The 20,193-nt window shown below is 31.8% G+C and carries 18 protein-coding genes; 2 read left to right on the plus strand and 16 right to left on the minus strand.

Going from position 1 to position 20,193, the window contains the following annotated elements; genetic code table 11:
• Positions 1 to 114: 114 nt before the first annotated feature.
• The 10 genes from QO263_RS13955 to QO263_RS14000 all read right to left on the minus strand — a co-directional run bounded on the left by QO263_RS13955 (position 115) and on the right by QO263_RS14000 (position 10,022).
• Complete coding sequence (locus QO263_RS13955; RefSeq protein ID WP_285622671.1) at positions 115 to 2,292, minus strand: stage V sporulation protein D; 2,178 nt, start codon at positions 2,290 to 2,292, stop codon at positions 115 to 117.
• Between the two features lie 12 nt (positions 2,293 to 2,304).
• Entirely contained in the window at positions 2,305 to 2,778 is a 474-nt protein-coding gene (locus QO263_RS13960; protein WP_285622673.1) for an FtsB/FtsL family cell division protein, read from the minus strand.
• 30 nt (positions 2,779 to 2,808) lie between these two features.
• Positions 2,809 to 3,741 (minus strand): 16S rRNA (cytosine(1402)-N(4))-methyltransferase RsmH, encoded by a 933-nt coding sequence (gene rsmH, locus QO263_RS13965; protein WP_285622679.1) that lies wholly within the window; start codon positions 3,739 to 3,741, stop codon positions 2,809 to 2,811.
• Positions 3,742 to 3,797: 56 nt separating this feature from the next.
• Positions 3,798 to 4,229 (minus strand): division/cell wall cluster transcriptional repressor MraZ, encoded by a 432-nt coding sequence (mraZ, locus tag QO263_RS13970; protein WP_285622682.1) that lies wholly within the window; start codon positions 4,227 to 4,229, stop codon positions 3,798 to 3,800.
• Between the two features lie 231 nt (positions 4,230 to 4,460).
• The gene (locus QO263_RS13975) at positions 4,461 to 4,628 is read right to left on the minus strand and encodes a Spo0E family sporulation regulatory protein-aspartic acid phosphatase (RefSeq protein WP_285622685.1); all 168 of its coding nucleotides are present in this window, start codon (positions 4,626 to 4,628) and stop codon (positions 4,461 to 4,463) included.
• Between the two features lie 172 nt (positions 4,629 to 4,800).
• Positions 4,801 to 5,553, minus strand: coding sequence for a prolipoprotein diacylglyceryl transferase (gene lgt, locus QO263_RS13980; RefSeq protein WP_285622688.1), 753 nt, complete (start codon positions 5,551 to 5,553; stop codon positions 4,801 to 4,803).
• Between the two features lie 87 nt (positions 5,554 to 5,640).
• Positions 5,641 to 6,927, minus strand: coding sequence for an EF-P 5-aminopentanol modification-associated protein YfmH (gene yfmH / locus QO263_RS13985; protein ID WP_285622691.1), 1,287 nt, complete (start codon positions 6,925 to 6,927; stop codon positions 5,641 to 5,643).
• A 6-nt stretch (positions 6,928 to 6,933) separates the two neighbouring features.
• Entirely contained in the window at positions 6,934 to 8,205 is a 1,272-nt protein-coding gene (yfmF, locus tag QO263_RS13990; RefSeq protein ID WP_285622693.1) for an EF-P 5-aminopentanol modification-associated protein YfmF, read from the minus strand.
• Positions 8,206 to 8,223: 18 nt separating this feature from the next.
• Positions 8,224 to 9,417 (minus strand): ferrochelatase, encoded by a 1,194-nt coding sequence (locus QO263_RS13995; RefSeq protein ID WP_285622695.1) that lies wholly within the window; start codon positions 9,415 to 9,417, stop codon positions 8,224 to 8,226.
• Between the two features lie 101 nt (positions 9,418 to 9,518).
• Positions 9,519 to 10,022: a YhcN/YlaJ family sporulation lipoprotein gene (locus QO263_RS14000; RefSeq protein WP_285622698.1), complete on the minus strand. Its 504-nt coding sequence runs from the start codon at positions 10,020 to 10,022 to the stop codon at positions 9,519 to 9,521.
• Positions 10,023 to 10,171: 149 nt separating this feature from the next.
• Here QO263_RS14000 and ychF point away from each other — a divergent pair, with 149 nt between their 5' ends.
• Positions 10,172 to 11,263: a redox-regulated ATPase YchF gene (gene ychF, locus QO263_RS14005; protein ID WP_285622701.1), complete on the plus strand. Its 1,092-nt coding sequence runs from the start codon at positions 10,172 to 10,174 to the stop codon at positions 11,261 to 11,263.
• A 173-nt stretch (positions 11,264 to 11,436) separates the two neighbouring features.
• On the opposite strand, the gene QO263_RS14010 is transcribed toward ychF, so the two are convergent.
• The 3 genes from QO263_RS14010 to pepF all read right to left on the minus strand — a co-directional run bounded on the left by QO263_RS14010 (position 11,437) and on the right by pepF (position 14,721).
• Complete coding sequence (locus tag QO263_RS14010; protein WP_285622705.1) at positions 11,437 to 11,886, minus strand: peroxiredoxin; 450 nt, start codon at positions 11,884 to 11,886, stop codon at positions 11,437 to 11,439.
• 315 nt (positions 11,887 to 12,201) lie between these two features.
• The gene (locus QO263_RS14015) at positions 12,202 to 12,810 is read right to left on the minus strand and encodes a DUF3298 and DUF4163 domain-containing protein (RefSeq protein WP_285622708.1); all 609 of its coding nucleotides are present in this window, start codon (positions 12,808 to 12,810) and stop codon (positions 12,202 to 12,204) included.
• Between the two features lie 99 nt (positions 12,811 to 12,909).
• Positions 12,910 to 14,721: an oligoendopeptidase F gene (pepF, locus tag QO263_RS14020; protein ID WP_285622711.1), complete on the minus strand. Its 1,812-nt coding sequence runs from the start codon at positions 14,719 to 14,721 to the stop codon at positions 12,910 to 12,912.
• Positions 14,722 to 14,906: 185 nt separating this feature from the next.
• On the opposite strand from pepF, the gene QO263_RS14025 reads away from it, so the two are divergent.
• Positions 14,907 to 16,286 (plus strand): MATE family efflux transporter, encoded by a 1,380-nt coding sequence (locus QO263_RS14025; protein ID WP_285622714.1) that lies wholly within the window; start codon positions 14,907 to 14,909, stop codon positions 16,284 to 16,286.
• A 187-nt stretch (positions 16,287 to 16,473) separates the two neighbouring features.
• Here the strand turns inward: QO263_RS14025 and QO263_RS14030 are convergent, their stop codons facing one another.
• From QO263_RS14030 to QO263_RS14040, 3 genes are all read right to left on the minus strand, one after another.
• Complete coding sequence (locus QO263_RS14030; RefSeq protein ID WP_285622716.1) at positions 16,474 to 17,430, minus strand: 1,4-dihydroxy-2-naphthoate polyprenyltransferase; 957 nt, start codon at positions 17,428 to 17,430, stop codon at positions 16,474 to 16,476.
• 31 nt (positions 17,431 to 17,461) lie between these two features.
• The gene (locus QO263_RS14035) at positions 17,462 to 19,273 is read right to left on the minus strand and encodes a DUF2207 domain-containing protein (RefSeq protein WP_285622719.1); all 1,812 of its coding nucleotides are present in this window, start codon (positions 19,271 to 19,273) and stop codon (positions 17,462 to 17,464) included.
• A 164-nt stretch (positions 19,274 to 19,437) separates the two neighbouring features.
• Positions 19,438 to 20,115, minus strand: coding sequence for a metal-dependent hydrolase (locus QO263_RS14040; RefSeq protein ID WP_285622722.1), 678 nt, complete (start codon positions 20,113 to 20,115; stop codon positions 19,438 to 19,440).
• Between the last annotated feature and the right edge of the window lie 78 nt (positions 20,116 to 20,193).

A 20,193-nucleotide genomic window follows, 5' to 3' on the forward strand; every position in this document is an offset into this window, starting at 1 on the left:
CACAGAATAAGAGTTTGCACTCTATATGATAATACCATAAATTTATAAATGAATATAGTCTACTTAAAAGGCAACTTTCAAACATTTTGCTTGAAGTTGCCTCATAAGTCAATTTTAATTAACGTTGTCAAATCTTACATTTACTAGAGAATTTAAATCCACTTCTGTTCCTGCTTTCGGCATCTGCCCAACAACTACTCCTGACCCAGAGAATTCAAATCTAAGATTTAATTGGTTTAAAACCTCAATTGCTTGTTCACGAGTAGTTCCTGTCAAATCTGGCACTATTATTTTTTCAGTGTCCTGTCTTTTTGATTCTATATATAAATCGATGCTAGATCCTCTCTTAACAACTGTTCCTGGCGAAGGAAACTGATCTAAAACAACGGAGCCTTCTTCTATAAAATAAGCATCAGTATTGTACTTCAATCCTAGTGACAAAACTATTTTACTAGCATCTTTTATGTTTTTATTTCTTACTTCTGGAACTGTTACATTTTCCTTTTCATTGCTCTCTTGTTCTTCTTTATTAAATTGAGGTTCTACATCAAGATAATTCAAAACATCCTTAACTACTTCACCTGCAACTGGTGCAGCAATTTGTCCACCATAGTATCCTCCATTGCTAGGCTCATCTACAATTACAATTACAACTATTCTAGGATCATTTGCAGGAGCTATTGCTGCAAAGGAAGCTACATATTTACCGTCTGCATAACGCCCATCAACAACTTTTTGTGCAGTTCCAGTTTTCCCTGCTATTCGATATCCTGGTACATAAGCACTTTTTCCTGTTCCATCTGAAACTACGCTTTCCAATATTTTCATAAGTGTTTTTGAAGTTTCTTCAGAAATAACCTTTCTTTTAATTTCTGGCTCATATTTATGTATAACATTCCCCTCTTCATCTACTAGTTCCTTTACTACTCTAGGAATCATTAGATTTCCTCCATTTGCTACAGCAGATATAGCTGTAGCAAGCTGGATAGGAGTAACTGCAACTCCCTGCCCAAAAGAGATAGTAGCCAAATTTACATCCTTTATTGCCTTAGGACCGCTAGGTATTATTCCTGGCGATTCCCCAGAGAATGGCACTCCTGTTAATTCGCCAAATCCAAAGGCTCTTAAGTATTCGTACATTTTTTCTGCACCTAATCTAAGACCAACCTCTACAAAGACTACGTTACATGAATTTTGTACACCTTCTACAAATGTTTGGCTACCATGAGGATTATAATATCTCCAGCATTTAATAGGTTTTCCGCTTTTTATTTGTCTAACATATCCACTACAATAAAATTGACTACTTGGAGTTACAACATTTTCCTCGAGACCTGCTGCAGCTGTTATTATTTTAAAAGTTGACCCAGGTTCATATACGTCGTTAACAGCAAAGTTTCTCCACATATCATACCATTTTTTCTGAATTTCCTCCTGTGATAAACCCTCCCAAGACTTAGCTTCATCTTCGTTAACAGGTATTGTGGGTTTATTTGGATCATAGTCCGGCTTGTTAGCCATAGCCAATAAATCTCCTGTCTTAGGCTCCATTACTATGATCGAAACATTTTTTGCTTTGTTTTTAACTAATACCTCTAATGCTGCCTTTTCAGCAAAATGTTGTATAGTCTCATCCATAGCTAAAACAACATTCAAACCATTTTTCGCTTCGTAGAGTTTCTCATTATCATAGGGAAGCTGTCTTCCTGCGGCATCTGTAGTTTTAACCCACTTTCCTGCTGTTCCAGTTAAAAACTTGTTAAATGCTGCCTCAATTCCATACTGACCTACTTGGTCTACATTATTATGACCTATTATATGTGCTGCAAAGCTTCCAAAAGGATAATATCGCTTATTATCTTCAGCTATTTCTATACCTTTTATATTAGCTTTTCTTAAAGCTTCACTTTCTTCCTTCTCTATCCACTGCTTTATCTTTACTAAGCTCTGCTTACTGGTAATCTTTTTATATACTTCTTCTTCATTAAGCTGTAATATTTCAGCAACTTTTTTAGCATCTTTCTCAGGATCCTTAATATCAATAGGTCTACACCACACAGTATCTCTGCTAATGCTTATTGCAAGTTTCTTACCATTTCTATCAAGTATAAATCCTCTTTCAGCTTTTACTGGAATTCCCCTAGTCCATTGTTCCAATGCTTGTTTTTTAAGTCCTTCACCTTGAACAATCTGTATGATTCCCAATCTTACAATCAAAGCGAAGACTAATGCAGATACAAGCAGTAAGGTAACAATCAGCCTTCTTTTCGTTGATAAAGTGGGTAGCGACACAAACCTGACCTCCTAAAACTTATTAGATATTTTACCAACTAAATTACTAAACAATTTCAAAAAATCTAATCCTTCTTTTTCGTTGACTTCTTCCGCACTATTGCTAGCTATACTGTATATAGCATTATCATTAACAGCTATGTACACTGTTTGTTCATCTGTGGGATACACCATTCCTAATCTGCTCTCAGCTTCTTTTTCAATCCATCCAGATTCCTTAATTCTTTCTAACTCCAAGGAAATATCTACCTTATGCTTTTTTAGCTCTATTATTTCCTTATCCAGCTTTGAAACCTCCATTTTTATCTGAGTTATTTGAGCATATCTAAATAAAACTCCTAAGCAAATAACTAGGGCTAGTAATGCTAAACCAAAGATTTTGACTTTAAATGAAGAGTTGCTTTTTTTAATCTGTTTAACTTTCTCATCTGCTACTACATTATTGTCCTCGACATATGAATATACTTCTCTTTTTGCTACTAACAAGTTTATTCACTCCTTTTAACGTTTAGAACATTAAACTTTTTCTCCAATCCTTAGCTTTGCACTTCTTGACCTTGGATTAATTTCAATTTCATTTTCTGATGGCAAAGTAGGTTTTCTAGTAATAATATTTAGCTCTTTTTTCTTGTTACATGTGCATATAGGCATTCCTGGAGGACAAATACATTCAAGGCTTAACTCCTTAAATGTCTCTTTCACAATCCTGTCTTCTAGAGAATGAAATGTAATTATGCAGATTCTTCCCCCAGTATTTAGTACCTTCACAGCATTAATAATTGAATCCTTAAGTATCTCAAGCTCTTTATTTACTTCTATACGTACGGCTTGGAATGTTCTTTTAGCAGGATGTGGCCCATCTTTTCTAGCTCCACTGGGAATAGCCTTCTTTATAATGTCTACTAGCTCGCCAGTAGTATCTATAGCCTTGTTTTTTCTTTCTGTCTCAATAAATTCAGCTATCCTAGCCGCCCACCTTTCTTCACCATACTCTTTTATGATTCTTTCCAGCTCTTTTTTCGAATATTTATTTACAACATCCCATCCGCTTAAATCCTGAGATGTGTCCATTCGCATATCAAGAAATGAATCCTTGTTATATGAGAAACCTCTCTCCCCTTCGTCTAATTGGTGAGATGAAACTCCTAAATCCAAAAGTACCCCATCTATTCCTGATATATTCTGCTCTCTGACTATGACATCCAAGTTTTTAAAATTGCTGTGTACTATTGTTACTTTATCCTTATAATCTTTAAGAACCTCGGTAGCCTTCTCTATAGCATTAATATCTTGGTCTATGCCAATCAGTCTCCCAGTTTCTAGTCTCTTCACTATTTCCTTCGAATGACCTGCACCCCCAAGAGTGCCATCAACATATATTCCATCCTTCTTGATATTAAGTCCTTCTATCGATTCCTGTAATAATACCGATATGTGCTCAAAGTCCATATCATCACCTCATATTTTTTAAGTCTATTATTTGCTATTTAGGTTACATATATGACTTAGATACCAAGCTCAGCCATTTTTTCAGCTATTGATTCATAACTAAGGTTTTCATCATCATTATATAAATCCCATTCTTCCTTACTCCATATCTCAACTCGATTAGAAACTCCTATTATTACTGCTTCCTTATCTATTTTACAATGCTCTCTTAGGTTTCCAGGAATGAGAATTCTCCCTTGCTTATCTAATTCACATTCAGTCGCCCCAGAAAAGAAAAACCTCACAAAGGCTCTTGCATCCTTACGAGTAAGTGGTAAAAGCTTTAATTTTTCCTCTAATATCTTCCATTCACTTTTAGGATAAACAAAAAGGCAATTATCCAGTCCCTTAGTAATAATAAAGATATCACCAAGGTCATCTCTAAATTTTGAAGGAACTATCAAGCGTCCCTTACTATCTAATGAATGTTGATATTCACCAATGAACATATACTACACCTCATTTAGGGAGTCTCCCCCACTTTGTACCACTTTGCACCACTTTATAATAGTATTTCTATATTGCTTCATAAAATCCTGCTAGATTTATAGAAATTTATTATTTTTTTTATAGGTCTTTGGCACCAAAAAACAGCATTTTTCAACAAAAAAATAAAATCAGCTACCATATTGATAGCTGAAAAGTAAAAATATTGATTTTTAGTTATTTAAAATAAAAAATTAAGAAACCTTAATCTTTTTTCGTTCATTGGTTTCTGTTTGATAGAATAAAACAATAAGATCGTCTAACTGTGTACTCAATCTATATATTTGTTCATAGTCTCTGTCTTCCATGATTGATTTATTAAGCTTGTCCCTCATATTTGTAATTTCGTCAATAATCTTCATTTCTCCGTCACCCTTTTATAGTTGGTGAGGTCATTTTATTACAATTTTCTTGATATTGTCAATTCCATTCTAGACTAATCTACCTATATTATCTATTTTTGACATCAGTTCTCTCTCTTTTTCTTCAATTTGATATGTTTTCTAGTTTATTTTAATACAAAAAAGTGGCTATTTATTCACATATTTCATCATTATTTGACAAACTTCTTTTTCTAAGGATTACAATGATTACAATACTAATAACTATAGTTATTACGCTAATCAATTGTGCAACTCTAATTGTACCATACATTAGGCTGTCTGTTCTCAATCCTTCAATGAAAAATCTCCCTACAGAATAAAGTGCAAGATATAATAGAAAAACTTCTCCATCTGCTTTTTTTCTTTTTCTATACCATAATAAAAACAGGAAAACTCCAAAATCCCATAATGATTCATATAAAAAGGTCGGGTGTACTTTTTGCCCCCCTACGATAATTCCCCAAGGTAAATCAGTAGGTCCACCATGAGCTTCACCATTTGCATAATTTCCCCATCTTCCTATGGCCTGCCCTAGAATAATACTTGGTCCAGTCAAATCTGCAAGCTTCCAAAACTTAATTTTCTTTACCTTGCAAAATACTATGCCAACAATTATTGAAGCTATTAGAGCACCATGTATTGCCAAGCCACCTTCTCTAGTATTAATGATTCTCATAAAATCGCCTTTATAGTAATCCCAGTTAAATACAACATAGTAAATCCTAGCCCCTATAATAGCAGCAGGTACAGCAACTAATAATAAATCTAAAATATCCTCTTCTTTTATGCCAACTCTTTTAGCTTCTCTCATGGCAACTAGTGTCGCCATTAATAATCCAAAAGAAATAATAATTCCATACCATCTAACTGGCACTCCCAATATTTCAAATGCAATTGGATCCATTAAACCCTCCCCTTTCGTAATATATTAAAGCCACCATTCCTTCTAGTAGCTTTAATTATATTTTTATTTTATTATAAAGTCAATAAACTACTTAGGATTGACAATAGATAAGCAGCAACTATTTTCATTAAGAAAGTTTTTACATCTTTCTTCTAAGTTCTGAATAGTTATGCTTTCTAATGTTTCTAAATAATTAAGTAAAGAGTAGTTTTTATAAGAATAATTTATAAAACTTGTTGCCATATTTTCAATAGAATTTAATTCCACAATGTAATAACCAATTAATTTCCTCTTAATTCTATCAAATTCACTTTCTGATATACCTTTTTTCATTGCACTCTCTGCATTTTGTAGTATTCTTTTATGGACCTCTCTAGGATTATTTGATTCACCTGCCAAAATTGCATACCCATAATCTCTATAGCCTAAATACTGAAATCCAAAGCTATCGTTTATTAATCCTTCTTCATAAAGCCGCCAAAAAAAATCTGAACTATTTCCATATAGCACTTCGAGTAAAATATTAGTGCAAATTTCCTTGTGCACTAACTTATGACCATCATAGCCTACATCTAAATCTTTAAATCCTATATTGAATAAAGGTATAGAGACACTTGAATTTTCCTCAATAAGCTTTTCATTAATAGACTCGGGCTCCTCAATCTTTATTCGAGATATTCCCTTCTCTAGCTTCTCTGTTTTCCTTTGCTTTTTCTCAATTATAGCTAATGCTTTTTTAAAATCAATGTCTCCTATCATAAATATAAGCATATTACTTGGATTATAAAATGTATTGTAGCATTTATATAATAGCTCCTTATTTATGCTCTTTATACTTTCAACTGTACCTGCAATATCAATTCTTACTGGATGCTTAGCATACATTCCAGTAAGACAATTCGAATATACCTTCCAATCAGGTGAATCATTATACATTATAATTTCTTGCTGTATAATACCCTTTTCTTTTTCCACATTATCATCTGTAAAATAAGGCTCTTGAACAAAACCAACTAGCAATTCTAAATTCTTTTCAAAATCGTCCACACATGAAAAAAGATATGCGGTTTGATTATTGCTTGTGAATGCATTTACATATGAGCCTAATTTGGCAAATTCGTCAAATATGTTTATATCTGGCTCTTCAAACAGCTTATGCTCTAGAAAATGTGCTATACCCTCTGGAACTACTATTTCTTTCTCATCTCCAATAGGAATAAATATATTATCAATTGAACCATAATTAGTTGAATATATGGCATATTTCTTGACATAGTTTTTCTTAGGCATATAAAAAACCTTTAATCCATTGCTTAGCTCCACATTAAGAACCTCTTCATTGAGTTTTTTGCTCTTTATAGAGTTAATCTTCAATATATGTCACCCCTCATCTTCATTAGTTAGGAAATAAATAGTATCTAGCTTTAGTTCGCAGGATTTAATAATCTCTTCTCTTGTAACACTTTGAATACTTTTTACATAATCATCAAAGGATTTATCCTCCTTTGAGATAGCGTTACTTAAATAATACTCAGCTATAGAATAATTATTATCCTGTAATTCCTTTATTGACGTAGTTATTGAGTTTTTAGCATCTTTTATATCCTCTTCAGTAAAATTACCTTTAATCATTTCTTCTACCTGACTCTTAATTATTTCTTTTGTTTTTTCGAAATTTTTACTTTCAATACCCGAGGATATCAACATAATAGACTTATATTTAAGCACTTGAGAATACACATAATAGGCTAAACTTTCTTTTTCTCTAACATATAAAAAAAGTTTAGAATTTGGCCCACCTCCAAGTATTTCACTGGCCACTATAAAAGCATCGAATAATTTATCGTCATAGGGTATATTTATTCTATAGCCTAGTATTAATTTGCCTTGGCTAACATCCATTTTTTCAAATATAACACTTTTCCCACTTAATTTTTTGTTTGATAGGCTTTCTCGTGGAATATCAATAATATCTTTTCTATTTAAATTAACTTTACTGCTCAATATTTTTTCAATATCTAAGTCTAATGATTTCCCAACAATCGTTATTTCTATAGGACTAGTTTCTAACATATTTTTATAATGGTCATACAAACTCTTATTATCTATCTTCTTTACATTATCAATATCTCCAAATTTATAAACACTAAATTTCTCACCCTTACACATTTCCTCTATAGCTCTATCAAAAGCATACTGTTTCTTGTCATTAATTCGTCCTTCAATTCTCTTTATTAGATTTTCTTTCTCCTGAGTTATATACTTCTCTACAAAAACTCCATCCTCTAGTAAAGGGTTATATATAATATCTAAAAGTATATCGAAAAGCTTAGTATTATAGTCACCTGCCCCTGTAAGTTCAGCATCTGGACCTTCTATAGAAAATCTTATAATGTGCTTTTCACCCTTCTTATTTACATCTAGATTTAAATTTGCACCATAAAGTTCTTCAAGCTTTTTCTGTATATCCATAGAAGTTTTGTAATTCATAGTGCCCCTTTTTAGAACTGAAGGCACTAGAGCATTTAATGAAGCTTCTTCATTGGATAAAGGTCTTATAAAACTGAAGCTAATAAAACTTGACTTGAATTTGTCAGTACTTATTCTATTAACACCTATACACTTTCCCACTTCTCTTCTGTTATATTCCATTTGCATATTCTCCTTTATCTATTCCCATTTCTGAAGATTTGTAAATTCAATTCTATTCTTTAGTTCATTAATAAACAGCAGATCATGTAAAAAACCATCTATAATTATCACCTTTACACCCTCTGGAATATCAACTTTTGAAGCAATACTTCTTGAGATAATAGTGTTTTCAATATTGGTAACAGATGGTTTAGTGTAAATTATTATAATTTCGCCTATACTGTAATCTAGTAGAGCATTCAAAGAATCCACATAATCAGGCTCTATATATTTAAACCAGCCAGCTTTAATCTTGTTTTCATCTATACTAAGGTAGTTCAATAATTTGGATTTAATTCTATTTCTAAACATTGAATCTTCTCTTGCTGCTTTTAGATTCTTGTCTTTCTCATACCCTATTTGACCTTCACCAACTAATATGATACCAGTACTGCCTATGTTATCCTTGTTTATATGCTGTTCAATAATACTTTCGTATGAGGTTACCATAGCCTCACTATTCCATAAGGGTTCTATATATTTCACCTCTATATTTAGTTTAAATAATTTCATTTTTTCAATTCTAGATTTTAAAATACTTAGGTTTTGACCATCTGTCAGGAACACTGGAACAATTATTACATCCTTATATCCATCATTGGCAATATTAATTAAAGCCTCCTCTACGTATGTGGTATCATACATATAAGATAGATATACTTTAAAGCCCTCAGATAAAAAGGTCTGAAGCTCCGATCCTATCTCCATTGTATTCTTCCTATAATCACTTTTGCCTAACCTCTGATAGTATCTTTTATATTCGTATAAGACAAAGGGTGAAAGCATCTTACTTTTTATTGTTCCATTTTTATTAATATTTGTTATAATCTTTTGAAAGGAATACATTTCAGGTTCTCCCTCGTATACCAATAGTACTGCTTTTCCTTCAACTTCCTTACTTCTTCCTGTAGTCGATAAATTCATGGAATAACCTCTAGTACTTATAAAGAGAATCGAAATTAAATAAGATAATACAAAAACAAATATTAAATAATAAAAAGGAGTTTCCTTTAATATTTTCTCCCTATCTTTTATAATTATTATAAGGACACAGACAGAAAGAATAAGAAAAATACTTTCCTTCGGTTCTTCAAAAACTAGATACAGCACACTAAAAAATACAAATAGGAATATGTATATTGAGTTTTTATCAAAAAATATTAGCTTCTTCATATATCCTCATTCTCCAAACCTAAAATAGATTATGCTACTATATTATTTGAAAAATTTTCAATATATGAAGAAATCCAATCAAAAGACTGGATTTTTAAAATTTACTTTGTATTTTTAATCTTATTTAATACACCCTCAATGTCTTTACCAAGGTTTTTAATCTGCTCTCCTCTAATCATGGATTGTTGGATGTCATCTAATTTGTCGAATGTCTTTTTATCTGTCGCAATGTCTACTTCAGTAATATTTGGATTAAAGCCCTTTACTGTATTTATTATTTTTTCTCGCAATTCTTCAGATAATATACCTTCTTTTTCTCCTGATACTATAACTGCCACTACAGCCTTATCTCCCCAAAATATTACAGTTGCATCATCAATTCCTGTTAGTCCTACTAATGAATCTGCCGCTTCCTCACCTTTTATTACTTCTTGATTTATTTCTGTAGCTTTTCTTTCTTGTTGAGTTTTCTGTCCTTCATCAGTTCTATTATTTTCTGTACCCACATTAGGTCCAGGTTTTCTAGGAGCCTGACAGCCTGATACAATAAAAACAATCAATAATATGACAGAAATACTATACAGCATGCGAAATATTTTGTTCACTATTCACACCTCCTAAGTTTTAGTTTTCCAAAAAATATTTTTTTTATTAATAAAAAGCTTAATTTAAATTGAAGTGGTAAAAATATTGTTGTATAATTTACCTTAGTGCATGAAATTACTTATCATAAAGTATCGAAAGGAAGATAATAATGAAATTAGGAATTGTAGGATTACCTAATGTAGGTAAGAGTACCCTTTTTAATGCTATAACAGCTGCTGGTGCAGAATCAGCTAACTATCCGTTTTGTACTATAGAACCAAATGTTGGTGTTGTAGCAGTACCAGATGAGAGACTAAAGGTACTAGTGGACATCTTTAATTCAGAAAAAGAAGTACCTACTGCTATTGAATTCTTTGATATTGCTGGTTTAGTTAAGGGAGCTAGCAATGGTGAGGGATTAGGAAATAAATTTTTATCACATATTAGGGAAGTAGAAGCCATAGTTCATGTGGTAAGATGCTTTGAAGACGAAAATATAACTCACGTTGAAGGAAGAATAGACCCTATTGGCGACATTGAAATCATAAATATTGAGCTTATGCTTTCAGATTTAGAGATAATAAATAGGAGAATTCAAAAAACAGAAAAACTCGTTAAGGCTGATAAATCTCTACAGAAAGAGCTTGATGTACTAAATACTATTAAGGAAACAATAGAAGCTGGCAGCTCCGTAAGAGCAATTGATTTTACAGATGAGGAGAAAGCTTTTGTTAAGGACTTAAATCTATTATCATATAAACCAATTCTATACGTTGCAAATATATCTGAGGAAGACCTACTTTCTAATCCTGAAAATGATTATGTAAAACAGGTAATAGAATATGCTAAAAAGGAAAACTCTGAAGTAATAACTATATCTGCACAAATCGAGGCTGAAGTCTCAGAACTAGAAGATGAGGAAAGGCTAAGCTTTTTAAATGATTTAGGTCTTGAGCAATCTGGATTGGATAAGCTAATAAAAGCTAGCTACAAGCTTTTAGGCCTTATGAGCTTCTTAACTGCTGGTCCTAAGGAAGTTAGAGCTTGGACGATTAAAATAGGCACTAAAGCACCACAAGCGGCAGGTAAAATTCATTCTGATATGGAAAAAGGATTTATAAGAGCTGAGGTTGTGAACTTTAATGATTTAGTCACATGTGGAGGTTATCCCCAAGCAAGAGAAAAAGGATTAGTGAGGCTTGAAGGAAAAGAATATGTAATGCAAGATGGAGATGTGGTTGTGTTTAGGTTTAATGTTTAATCAAAATCTACTGTATTAAGTAAAGAATTTATTCATTCAGAAAAAAGTATCACTATGAACTTCAGTAAATTATACCCTGTTGATGAAGCTAAGAGCTAAAAAAACACAAAACTTGAAAATCAAGTTAAAGGGTGGCGAAAAGCCACCCCTTATTATTAGATATTGAGGGTGTTCTACTCCCCAGTCTTTAAGAATTCTAGTACTTTTTCTGCATGTCCCTTTGCTTTCACATTTCTAAACTCTTTTACTAGCTCTCCATCCTTATTAAATACAAAAGTAGATCTTTCTACTCCCATATATTCCTTTCCGTACATCTTTTTAAGCTTCATTACATTAAAAAGGTTATGAACTTTTTCATCTTCATCACTAAGAAGTAAGAATGGTAAAGCATGCTTATCTCTAAATTTGACATGAGAATTTAAACTGTCTCTGCTTATTCCGATTATAACAGTATCTAGTTTTTCAAATTCATCATATAAATCCATAAATTCTAGTGCTTCTGTAGTGCAGCCCGAAGTACTATCCTTTGGATAAAAATATAATACTACATTTTTACCTTTAAAATCTTTTATTGAAATATCAGTACCGCTAGTTTCCTTTAATATAAAGTCATAATTTAACATATTCAAACCTCCTTATTAATATCTAAAAATGTACACAATATAATAATAAAGCCTTATTGAAATCACTGCTGAAATGAATAGCTCAATATAAACAGATTAATTAAAATACTTTTGTATATACGATACCACAAATTAATTTCTGGAACAATATAATGGGATTTTATATATTATTTCTTATCCTTTAATTGCTTAATTAAAAGCATATAATATTAACTTTCAAAGGAAATAAAAAAGGACATTGAAGCAACAATCTGTCATTCAAATGTCCTTTTAAGTATTTATTATTTAGAAAATCTATTATACTTGGTAGTTTTATTATATACCCATCATCCTGCTAAGTATCCCATCTTCTACGATAATATCCTGTAGCTTATAAATAGGTATTGAGAAATATGGAAAACCTGCAACGTATGGTGAGATTTCGTATAATTGAAAAAATATTATAAGATTGTTGTCCACTATATAAAAGTCTTGATCTGGCCAGATTCCTTTAAACTCTTCTAGTAATGGAATATCCCTTTCTTTAATCTGCCCATCAACTATTTCAGATATTCTCTTAACATAGTTACTACCTGGCTTGAATAAGTCCTTTAGTTCATAAACTCTTCCTGTCGATACATCCATGTTTAATGCCTTGATGATTGTCATAGGATGTGCTCCTCCAAAGTTTCCTAATTGACCTAATGTAAGACTAAGAAAATCCCTTTGATTAGCCTTCAGTTCATATGAACCAGTAATATAGGTTATTCGATCAGGCTGCCTTAATTCAGAGGCAATCTTTAGCATTAGTCTATAAATTTCAAAATTTATCTTTTCCTGTGCAACTGGATTTCTAAGTCCGTATACCATTGGGTAAAGAATATCTGTAGTAGGAATATAATATCTGTGAGTTTGGATCATAACAGGCAAATATCTAAAATCCACATTTTCACCTTCCTAACTTTCATAATAATAGTCTGTAATTAAAAAACTCTAATCACTACTAATTTATGTAAGTTAATAGCTATGGTGACAATGGATATATTATCCCCTCTCAATTTCATCTGTAAGGGCTATAATTTGATCTATTAGGCTTCCTATATACTCTATAGTATCTAACAATGGCTTATCAGTAGTTATATCTACTCCAGCCATTTTAGCAAGCTCTACAGGTGTCTTTGTTCCTCCTGACTTCAATACATTTTTCCAGTCCCCTACTGCTTTCTCTCCTTCAGATAATATTCTTTGGCTCACTTCAGTTGCAACTGTAAGACCTGCACTATAAGTATATGGATAAAGTCCCATATAGTAGTGAGGCTGCCTCATCCAAGTTAGCTCTGCTCCTTCATTGATAATTACAGAGTCTCCCCAGAATTTTTCTAATACACCTTTCTTAATTTCACTAAGCTTTTGTGCATATACGCTTCCACCATCGTCTATTATTTTATATACCTCTCTCTGATAAGCAGCCTCTAATAGATGTGTTACAAAGTTATGATAATATGTATTGCTAATCATAGAAGACAAAACCCATCTCTTAAATCTAGGATCATCCTGTTGCTTAACAAGATAATTGCATAAAAGCATTTCATTTATAGTTGAAGGTGCTTCTATAAAATAAAGTGATGGAGATTCATTGAATAGATTATTATACTGTTGTGACAACATAAAATGCCCAGCATGACCTAATTCATGAACTAATGTAAATACCTCACTCATGAGACCATTCCATGAAAGAAGTATATATGGATGTACGCTGTACGGAGTTGCACAAAAGCCACCAGTAGATTTACCTATATTTTGAGCAAAATCTACCCATCTTTCATCATAAGCCTTCATCACTAAATTAAGGTAATCTTCTCCCATAACAGATAAGGCACCTTCAATATATTTCTTTGATTCTTCTATAGTTACATGTGGATCATAATCAGGATCTATGGATACCTTAAGATCAGCAAAAGTTACTTCATCTAGCTTATATACTCTTTTAATTAGTTCTGCATATTTTCTCATATGAGGTGCTAGCGTTTCCATTATCACATCTATTTGTCTGTCATAAAGCTCCCTATCAACCTTCTGATCAAATAGCAAATAATCAAATACAGAATTATGCTTTCTCATTGTAGACATGATTTTTTCTTTTTGAACCTGTGCTTGATATGCAGAAGCTATTGTATTTTGGTATTCTTTAATTTTCTTGGAAAAGGCATCAAATGCTGCCCTCCTTATTTCTGTATCTCTTTCAACTTGGTAGTTATTTTCAAACAATACAAAACTAAGAGGATGTTCTTCACCCCTTGCTTCAAACTTACCGAAATCCATATCTGTCGATTTGGTTTGCTCGTATAGGCTGCCTGGAAATCCTAGTACTGGCGATAAACTAGCAAGAGCTTTTTCAACCTCTGGATGTAGAGTATGGGGTTTACTTCTTTTTATATCCTCCAAAAATATTTTATATTTTTCCGTCTTGTTAATAGCTTCATCTAGTATCTTATCATCTGTTTCCTTTAGTTCGCTTTCTATAAAGGTAAGCCTGCTAAAGACCTCTGAAAGCATCATATCATTCTTTGTTAATCTCGTTTGACTATCTGAATTCGTTTGATCTACTGATAATGCTAGATAAGCATAATCACCAGTCAGTATTCCTTTTATGCATACTTTTTCAAACTCCTCAACACATTTTAAAATAGTCTCTGAAGCATTTAATTTTCCTTTGTATGTACTTTCTATAATCTTAGATTCTTCAATAATTTCTTTCATTGCTTTTTCATATTCTTCTTCTGTTTTAAAGATGTGGGATAAGTCCCATGTCAATGATACCTCTATTTCTTTTCTAGGTTTTAATCCATTACTCAAGTTTATCTACCCTCTTTCATTTAAGTTATGGTATATGTATTATTTTACCTTAATGAATTAAAAAAGCAACTAAAGAAATATATGGATTTAAAGCCAAAAGTTATAACAGAAAAGTAACAGATTGTTCAATGATTTTATTGTATAATTATTTGTAGCTTAATTGAATTGTAGAGGAGTAGAAGAAAATGGAGGAAAGCGTAAAAAAATTTGATTCAAAAGAAATCAGAAAAAAAATCTTATCAATGATTTTACCAATTACTATAGAAAACATCCTTCAAATGTTAACTGGATTTGTTTCTATGGCCATGATAGGAAGAATTGATGCCATAGCTATTGGAGCATTGGGAATAAGTCAAAGAATAACTCAGATTGTATGGGCATTGTTCAAGGGAGTTACTACTGGTGCATCTGTTTTTGTGGCTCAAGCCTATGGAGCAAATAATATTAAAAAGCTCAAAAGTGTTGTGCAGCAGACTCTATTATCTACAGTTATACTGGTATTGATTTTTCAGCAAATTATTTTCTGGAAGGCTTCATCACTCTTAAGCATTTTTAATCCTTCTATAGAGCTTATGACAAATGCAACTTTATTTTTGAAAATTGTATCATGGGGACTTCCTTTCATGGCTATATCTCTTGTAGTCACTGGAGTATTGCAGGGAATGGGCAATGCTAAGGTTCCTATGAAAATAGCATTTATAATGAACATAGTAAATATAGCTTGTGGCTTTGTACTTATTTTCGGTAATTTAGGCTTTCCTGCTCTAGGAATTAAAGGTGCTGCTATCGCAACTGTAATTGCTCAAATAGTATCAGCTTTAATAGGATTATATGTTCTCTTTGATAAAAATGGTGTTCTAGGTTCTATGTATAACAAGAGCTTCTTTGAGCTTGACTTTAAAGAAATATTTTCAGTATATAAGGTTGGAATGCCTAGTGCCTTAGAATCTATTTTCTGGCAATTAGCCGCTATTATATTGACTAAGATTATATTATCCTTTGGAGAGACTGCATTGGCTGCATACCAATTGGGACTTCAAGCCGAATCAATTTCCTTTACTCCTGCAGCAGGATTTGGTATTGCTGCAACGGCATTCGTTGGTCAGGCAATTGGTTCTAAAGACAAAGAGTTGGGCAAAGTTTATTTAAGAGAACTTGTAATAGGCACTTTGCTTATTACCGTTTTCTGTGCAAGTATTTTGATTTTCCTTCCAAGAGGAGTTATGGGACTATTAACTGACGATTATGAGGTAATTAAACTAGGCTCCATATACCTTATTATAATGGGATTAGTACAGATTCCTCAAAATATCTCAGGCGTGCTAAATGGTGCTCTAAGGGGTGCGGGCTTTACTAAGGTTCCTATGATAGTTGCTGGTGTTGGAATTTGGGGTATTAGAATTCCTTTCGCACTGCTAATGACTTATTATTTTAAACTTGATATTAAAGCAATATGGATTGTTATGGGTGTGGATTTAGTTTGTAGATTTTTCCTAAGCCTATTTATATATAAAACTAAAGATATTTACGAGCAGGAGCTTTTAATTGAGGCATCAAATACATAAAAAAACTTGTGATAATTTCATGGTCACTTAAAAAGTCTGTTTTTTTGTTTGTCATTCTGAGACGCAATCGAAGAATCTTATGTTTTCAATACATAAAAGATTCTTCGCTGACGCTCAGAATGACAGAAAAGGAATTTTTCAGTGGCCTCAATAATTTCACAGTTTTTTTATATCCCTTCCTTATGAATTAAAAGATAATCTTAATCACAGCCCCTATACCAATAGTAAGGACTTGTACAATATTTAAAATCACAAAGTTTTTAACTGCCAAAATAAATGTATCTTTTTTAGTTTGCTTTTCAATAAATAATTTGATGTTTTTATTTATTGGTATAAAAGTAAGCAGTGAAATAGCAGATATAGTTGGAATAATCCCTAGTATAATCAGCAAAACAATATCTAAATATGCGATATAATATAATGCTCTAAATAACTTTAGAGCTCTTTCCTTTCCTATAAAAATTGGCAATGTGTATCTTTTATTTACTATATCGTCATCTATATCGCAGGTATTATTAGCCAGCATTATATTCGCAATTCCTACTATAGCTGGAATACATAACAAAAAAACATATATTATTTCTTTTATATTTAGACCAAGGCTCAATACTTCATTTGCAAATGAATAAAAAATAATATTACTATCATATATGTGTATGAACACAGAAATGAACACTATTATGAAGCCCATAAATAGCCCTGAAAATATTTCTCCCAAGGGCATATGAGATATAGGTATTGGCCCATAGGAATATAAAACTGATGCAGCAAACGATACAGCTCCTAGCGCTAAAACAATGAAGTTAGTATTTATGTATAGTAAAATACCAAATACTATGGCTAGTAAAAACAGTAGTATTATAGTAGCAACTACAACAGATTCTTTCAAGCTATAATTCACTATTGCATTATGCGTTTCATAATTATACCCATGCTTCTTGACAGCCTTTCTATAGTCCATATAATTATTTATAGCTGTAGTTCCCATATCTACAGAAATTAATGAAATGAACATTATTATAAAGTTTTTCAGGTTGAAATTGTCAAATCTATAAAGTGTATATACTGTTCCAAGAAAAAATGGAATTACACTAGCTACTTTAGTTTGAATTTCAACTAGCTTAAGAAAGCTTGATATTGTCATGTTATTCCTCCTGTATCTTTTGTTTTAGGTACTAGAAGCCTCCTGCTCCCCCTCCTCCAGCACCGCCGCCTCCGCCGCCAGAGAATCCACCTCCACTGCCAGTTGATGAAGATACGCCACCGAAGGAATTATCTATGCTTTTTCTGAAGGTATTATTTCTATCCTGTGCAAATATAAAATACCAGTATAGCCAACCATTACTGTATAGATAGTTCTCATTGCTATTTGATGTATCAAATTTTAACTTTTTAATCACCTTTTTATCTACACCTAATCCTAGTGCATATATTAGAGATATGTCTAATGGATACTCGCTAGATTCATTTATTTTAGTATAGTTTTTGGAGTTATTCATGTATTTTTTAAACCCCAGCCACTTCTGGTACTGACTATATCCATAATCTGATTTTCTAAAAAATAAAGTTATTCCATATATCAACAATGATATAGAGGTAGCAAGCAAAGCTAACCCAAACAAATTCTCAAAAATCAAGGTTACAATACTTATCAGCAATGTTATTGAAGAAAAAATCACTAAAAATGTTCCGTATTTATTTCTTCCTTTTTCAAAATATCCTTTATTAATAGCATCTTCTTTAATCTTCTTCTGCCACTTATAATAACTCATTTGAAATTCTGAACTATATTTATTGCTATATTTTTCAATATCCTTAGTGTTTACAGATGTTCCATCTCCAATTTCATCTAATAGCCAGCTCATAAAAAATTGCTCATGGCTTAGCAGTGCATTATCATATTCTTTAACCTTTGTAATTGTAAAATCTTTAAGTTTTTTTCTCTTCTCTGTATATTCTTCGCCATCATCAATTTTTATATAGCCCTTTCTAAACAAGTCAAGTATTGTAGCCATTATAGCATTTGAATCAATAAATGCAGTTGTAATATACCCTGCTACAGCAGGAGTACAATCCTCAGGTATTACATTATTACTAATGGTTTCATAAATATCTCTTTCTCGCCTAAATATATTCAACATCAAAATAAAAATAAGAATTTCTACTATAGATATAATAAGAGAAATATATCCTAGGGATCTAGTTATTGCTGCATCTAAGACTAGCTTTTCTTCTATTCGCTTTTGAAAAGAAGCTTCTTCATCTAATATGTTTCTATAATTATTTTTGTCTACAAGATTATTAGAATAAGGGATAAAGTCTTTTGGAAAAAGAACTCTTCCTTCAATATATGTGTTTTTAGGAACATCCTTTACCTGCATATAGACAATATTATTAGTCTTTCTTGTTATCTTCCCATCTAAAGGGCCATGTGCAAATATTTTGACTTCATCATTCACATCATTTTGAGGAAGTTTTATTTCTACAATAAAGTCATTTATAGGAGTCTTATTTTCTTTACCTAAAAATTTATAATATAACTCTCCAATATCATTGTGTCTAATTGCAACATTTTTGATTGTATAGCTTATCCTAAAAGTTTTTTCTTCATTTCTTGAAGGTGAGAATATTTGTATCTTATTCACATCAGTACTCTCTTTTACAACAAAAACCTCATGGTCTCCTTTTTTCGCATCCTTAACTCTTTTATATTGATATTCACCACTTTCTCTAACCTCTGCTACTTTAATATCTTGAACTCCAGATGTTTTATCTAGTACTATTTCTCTAAATACGCCATTAAACTTATCATTAAACTCAAATGTTATGTCCTCTATTATTGATAAATCCCCATTTTCCAGTAATATGGATTCCATTTTCCATTCTGGTATGATTAAAGACTCCTCAGCATTAGACTTAGAAGAAAAGCTAAGGACTATTATTATTGCTAGAAATAATAATAGACTGTTTCTTAAAAATATCTTCACTTTATTTCCTCCTCTTAAAAATGAATAGTAAAAACACAGTACCAACATTGTATGATTTGATTATAAAATAATTTATGTATATATACAATACAATATCCCATTATAGTTATGTCAAAGTATTGAAAAAAATTTAACCCTTTAGTTTTTTACTAAAGGGATTTTTCTTATAATTCTATACTCTCGCCAAATGATAATACTTTAACTTTTGCTTTCCTTACTTTTTTTTCAAATTCAAAGGGATCAGCTTTTATTACTGGAAAAGTATCATAGTGCATAGGAACTACAGTTTTGGGCTTTATAAAATCTACTGCCCTCACTGCATCGTCTATATCCATTGTATAGTTACCTCCTATTGGAATAAAGGCAAGATCAATGTTTTCTTCCTCTAAAAGCTTCATATCTAATGTCAGGCCAGTATCTCCTGCATGGTATATTTTTTTATTTTCAATCTCAATTAAAAAACCGCAGGGATTGCCGCCACATTTAAATTCTTCTCCATCATATATTCCTGAACCATGTAAAGCAGGTGTCATCTTTACCTTTCCAAAGTCAAAGCTAACCCTTCCACCAATATGCATAGTATGTATATTTAAGTCAAACTTAGTTAAATAGTTACCTATTTCGAAATTACATATTACCATAGCGCCCCATTTTTGAGCTATTTCCATAGTATTTCCTAAGTGATCTCCATGCCCATGGGTTACAAAGACATGAGTTATGTCCTTTAAATCATCTACATTCACTGGACAATTTGGATTTCCTGAAATAAATGGATCGATTATTGCCTTTATCCCCCTACTCTCAATTAAAACTACTGAGTGACCAAGATATTGAACTTTCATTAAATCATCCTCTCCATTTAATAATACTAACACAATCATATTATATATATGTACTACATTCAACCCTAATGTATTTCT

The sequence above is a fragment of the Proteiniborus sp. MB09-C3 genome, assembly GCF_030263895.1.
Classification (GTDB): Bacteria; Bacillota; Clostridia; order Tissierellales; family Proteiniboraceae; genus Proteiniborus.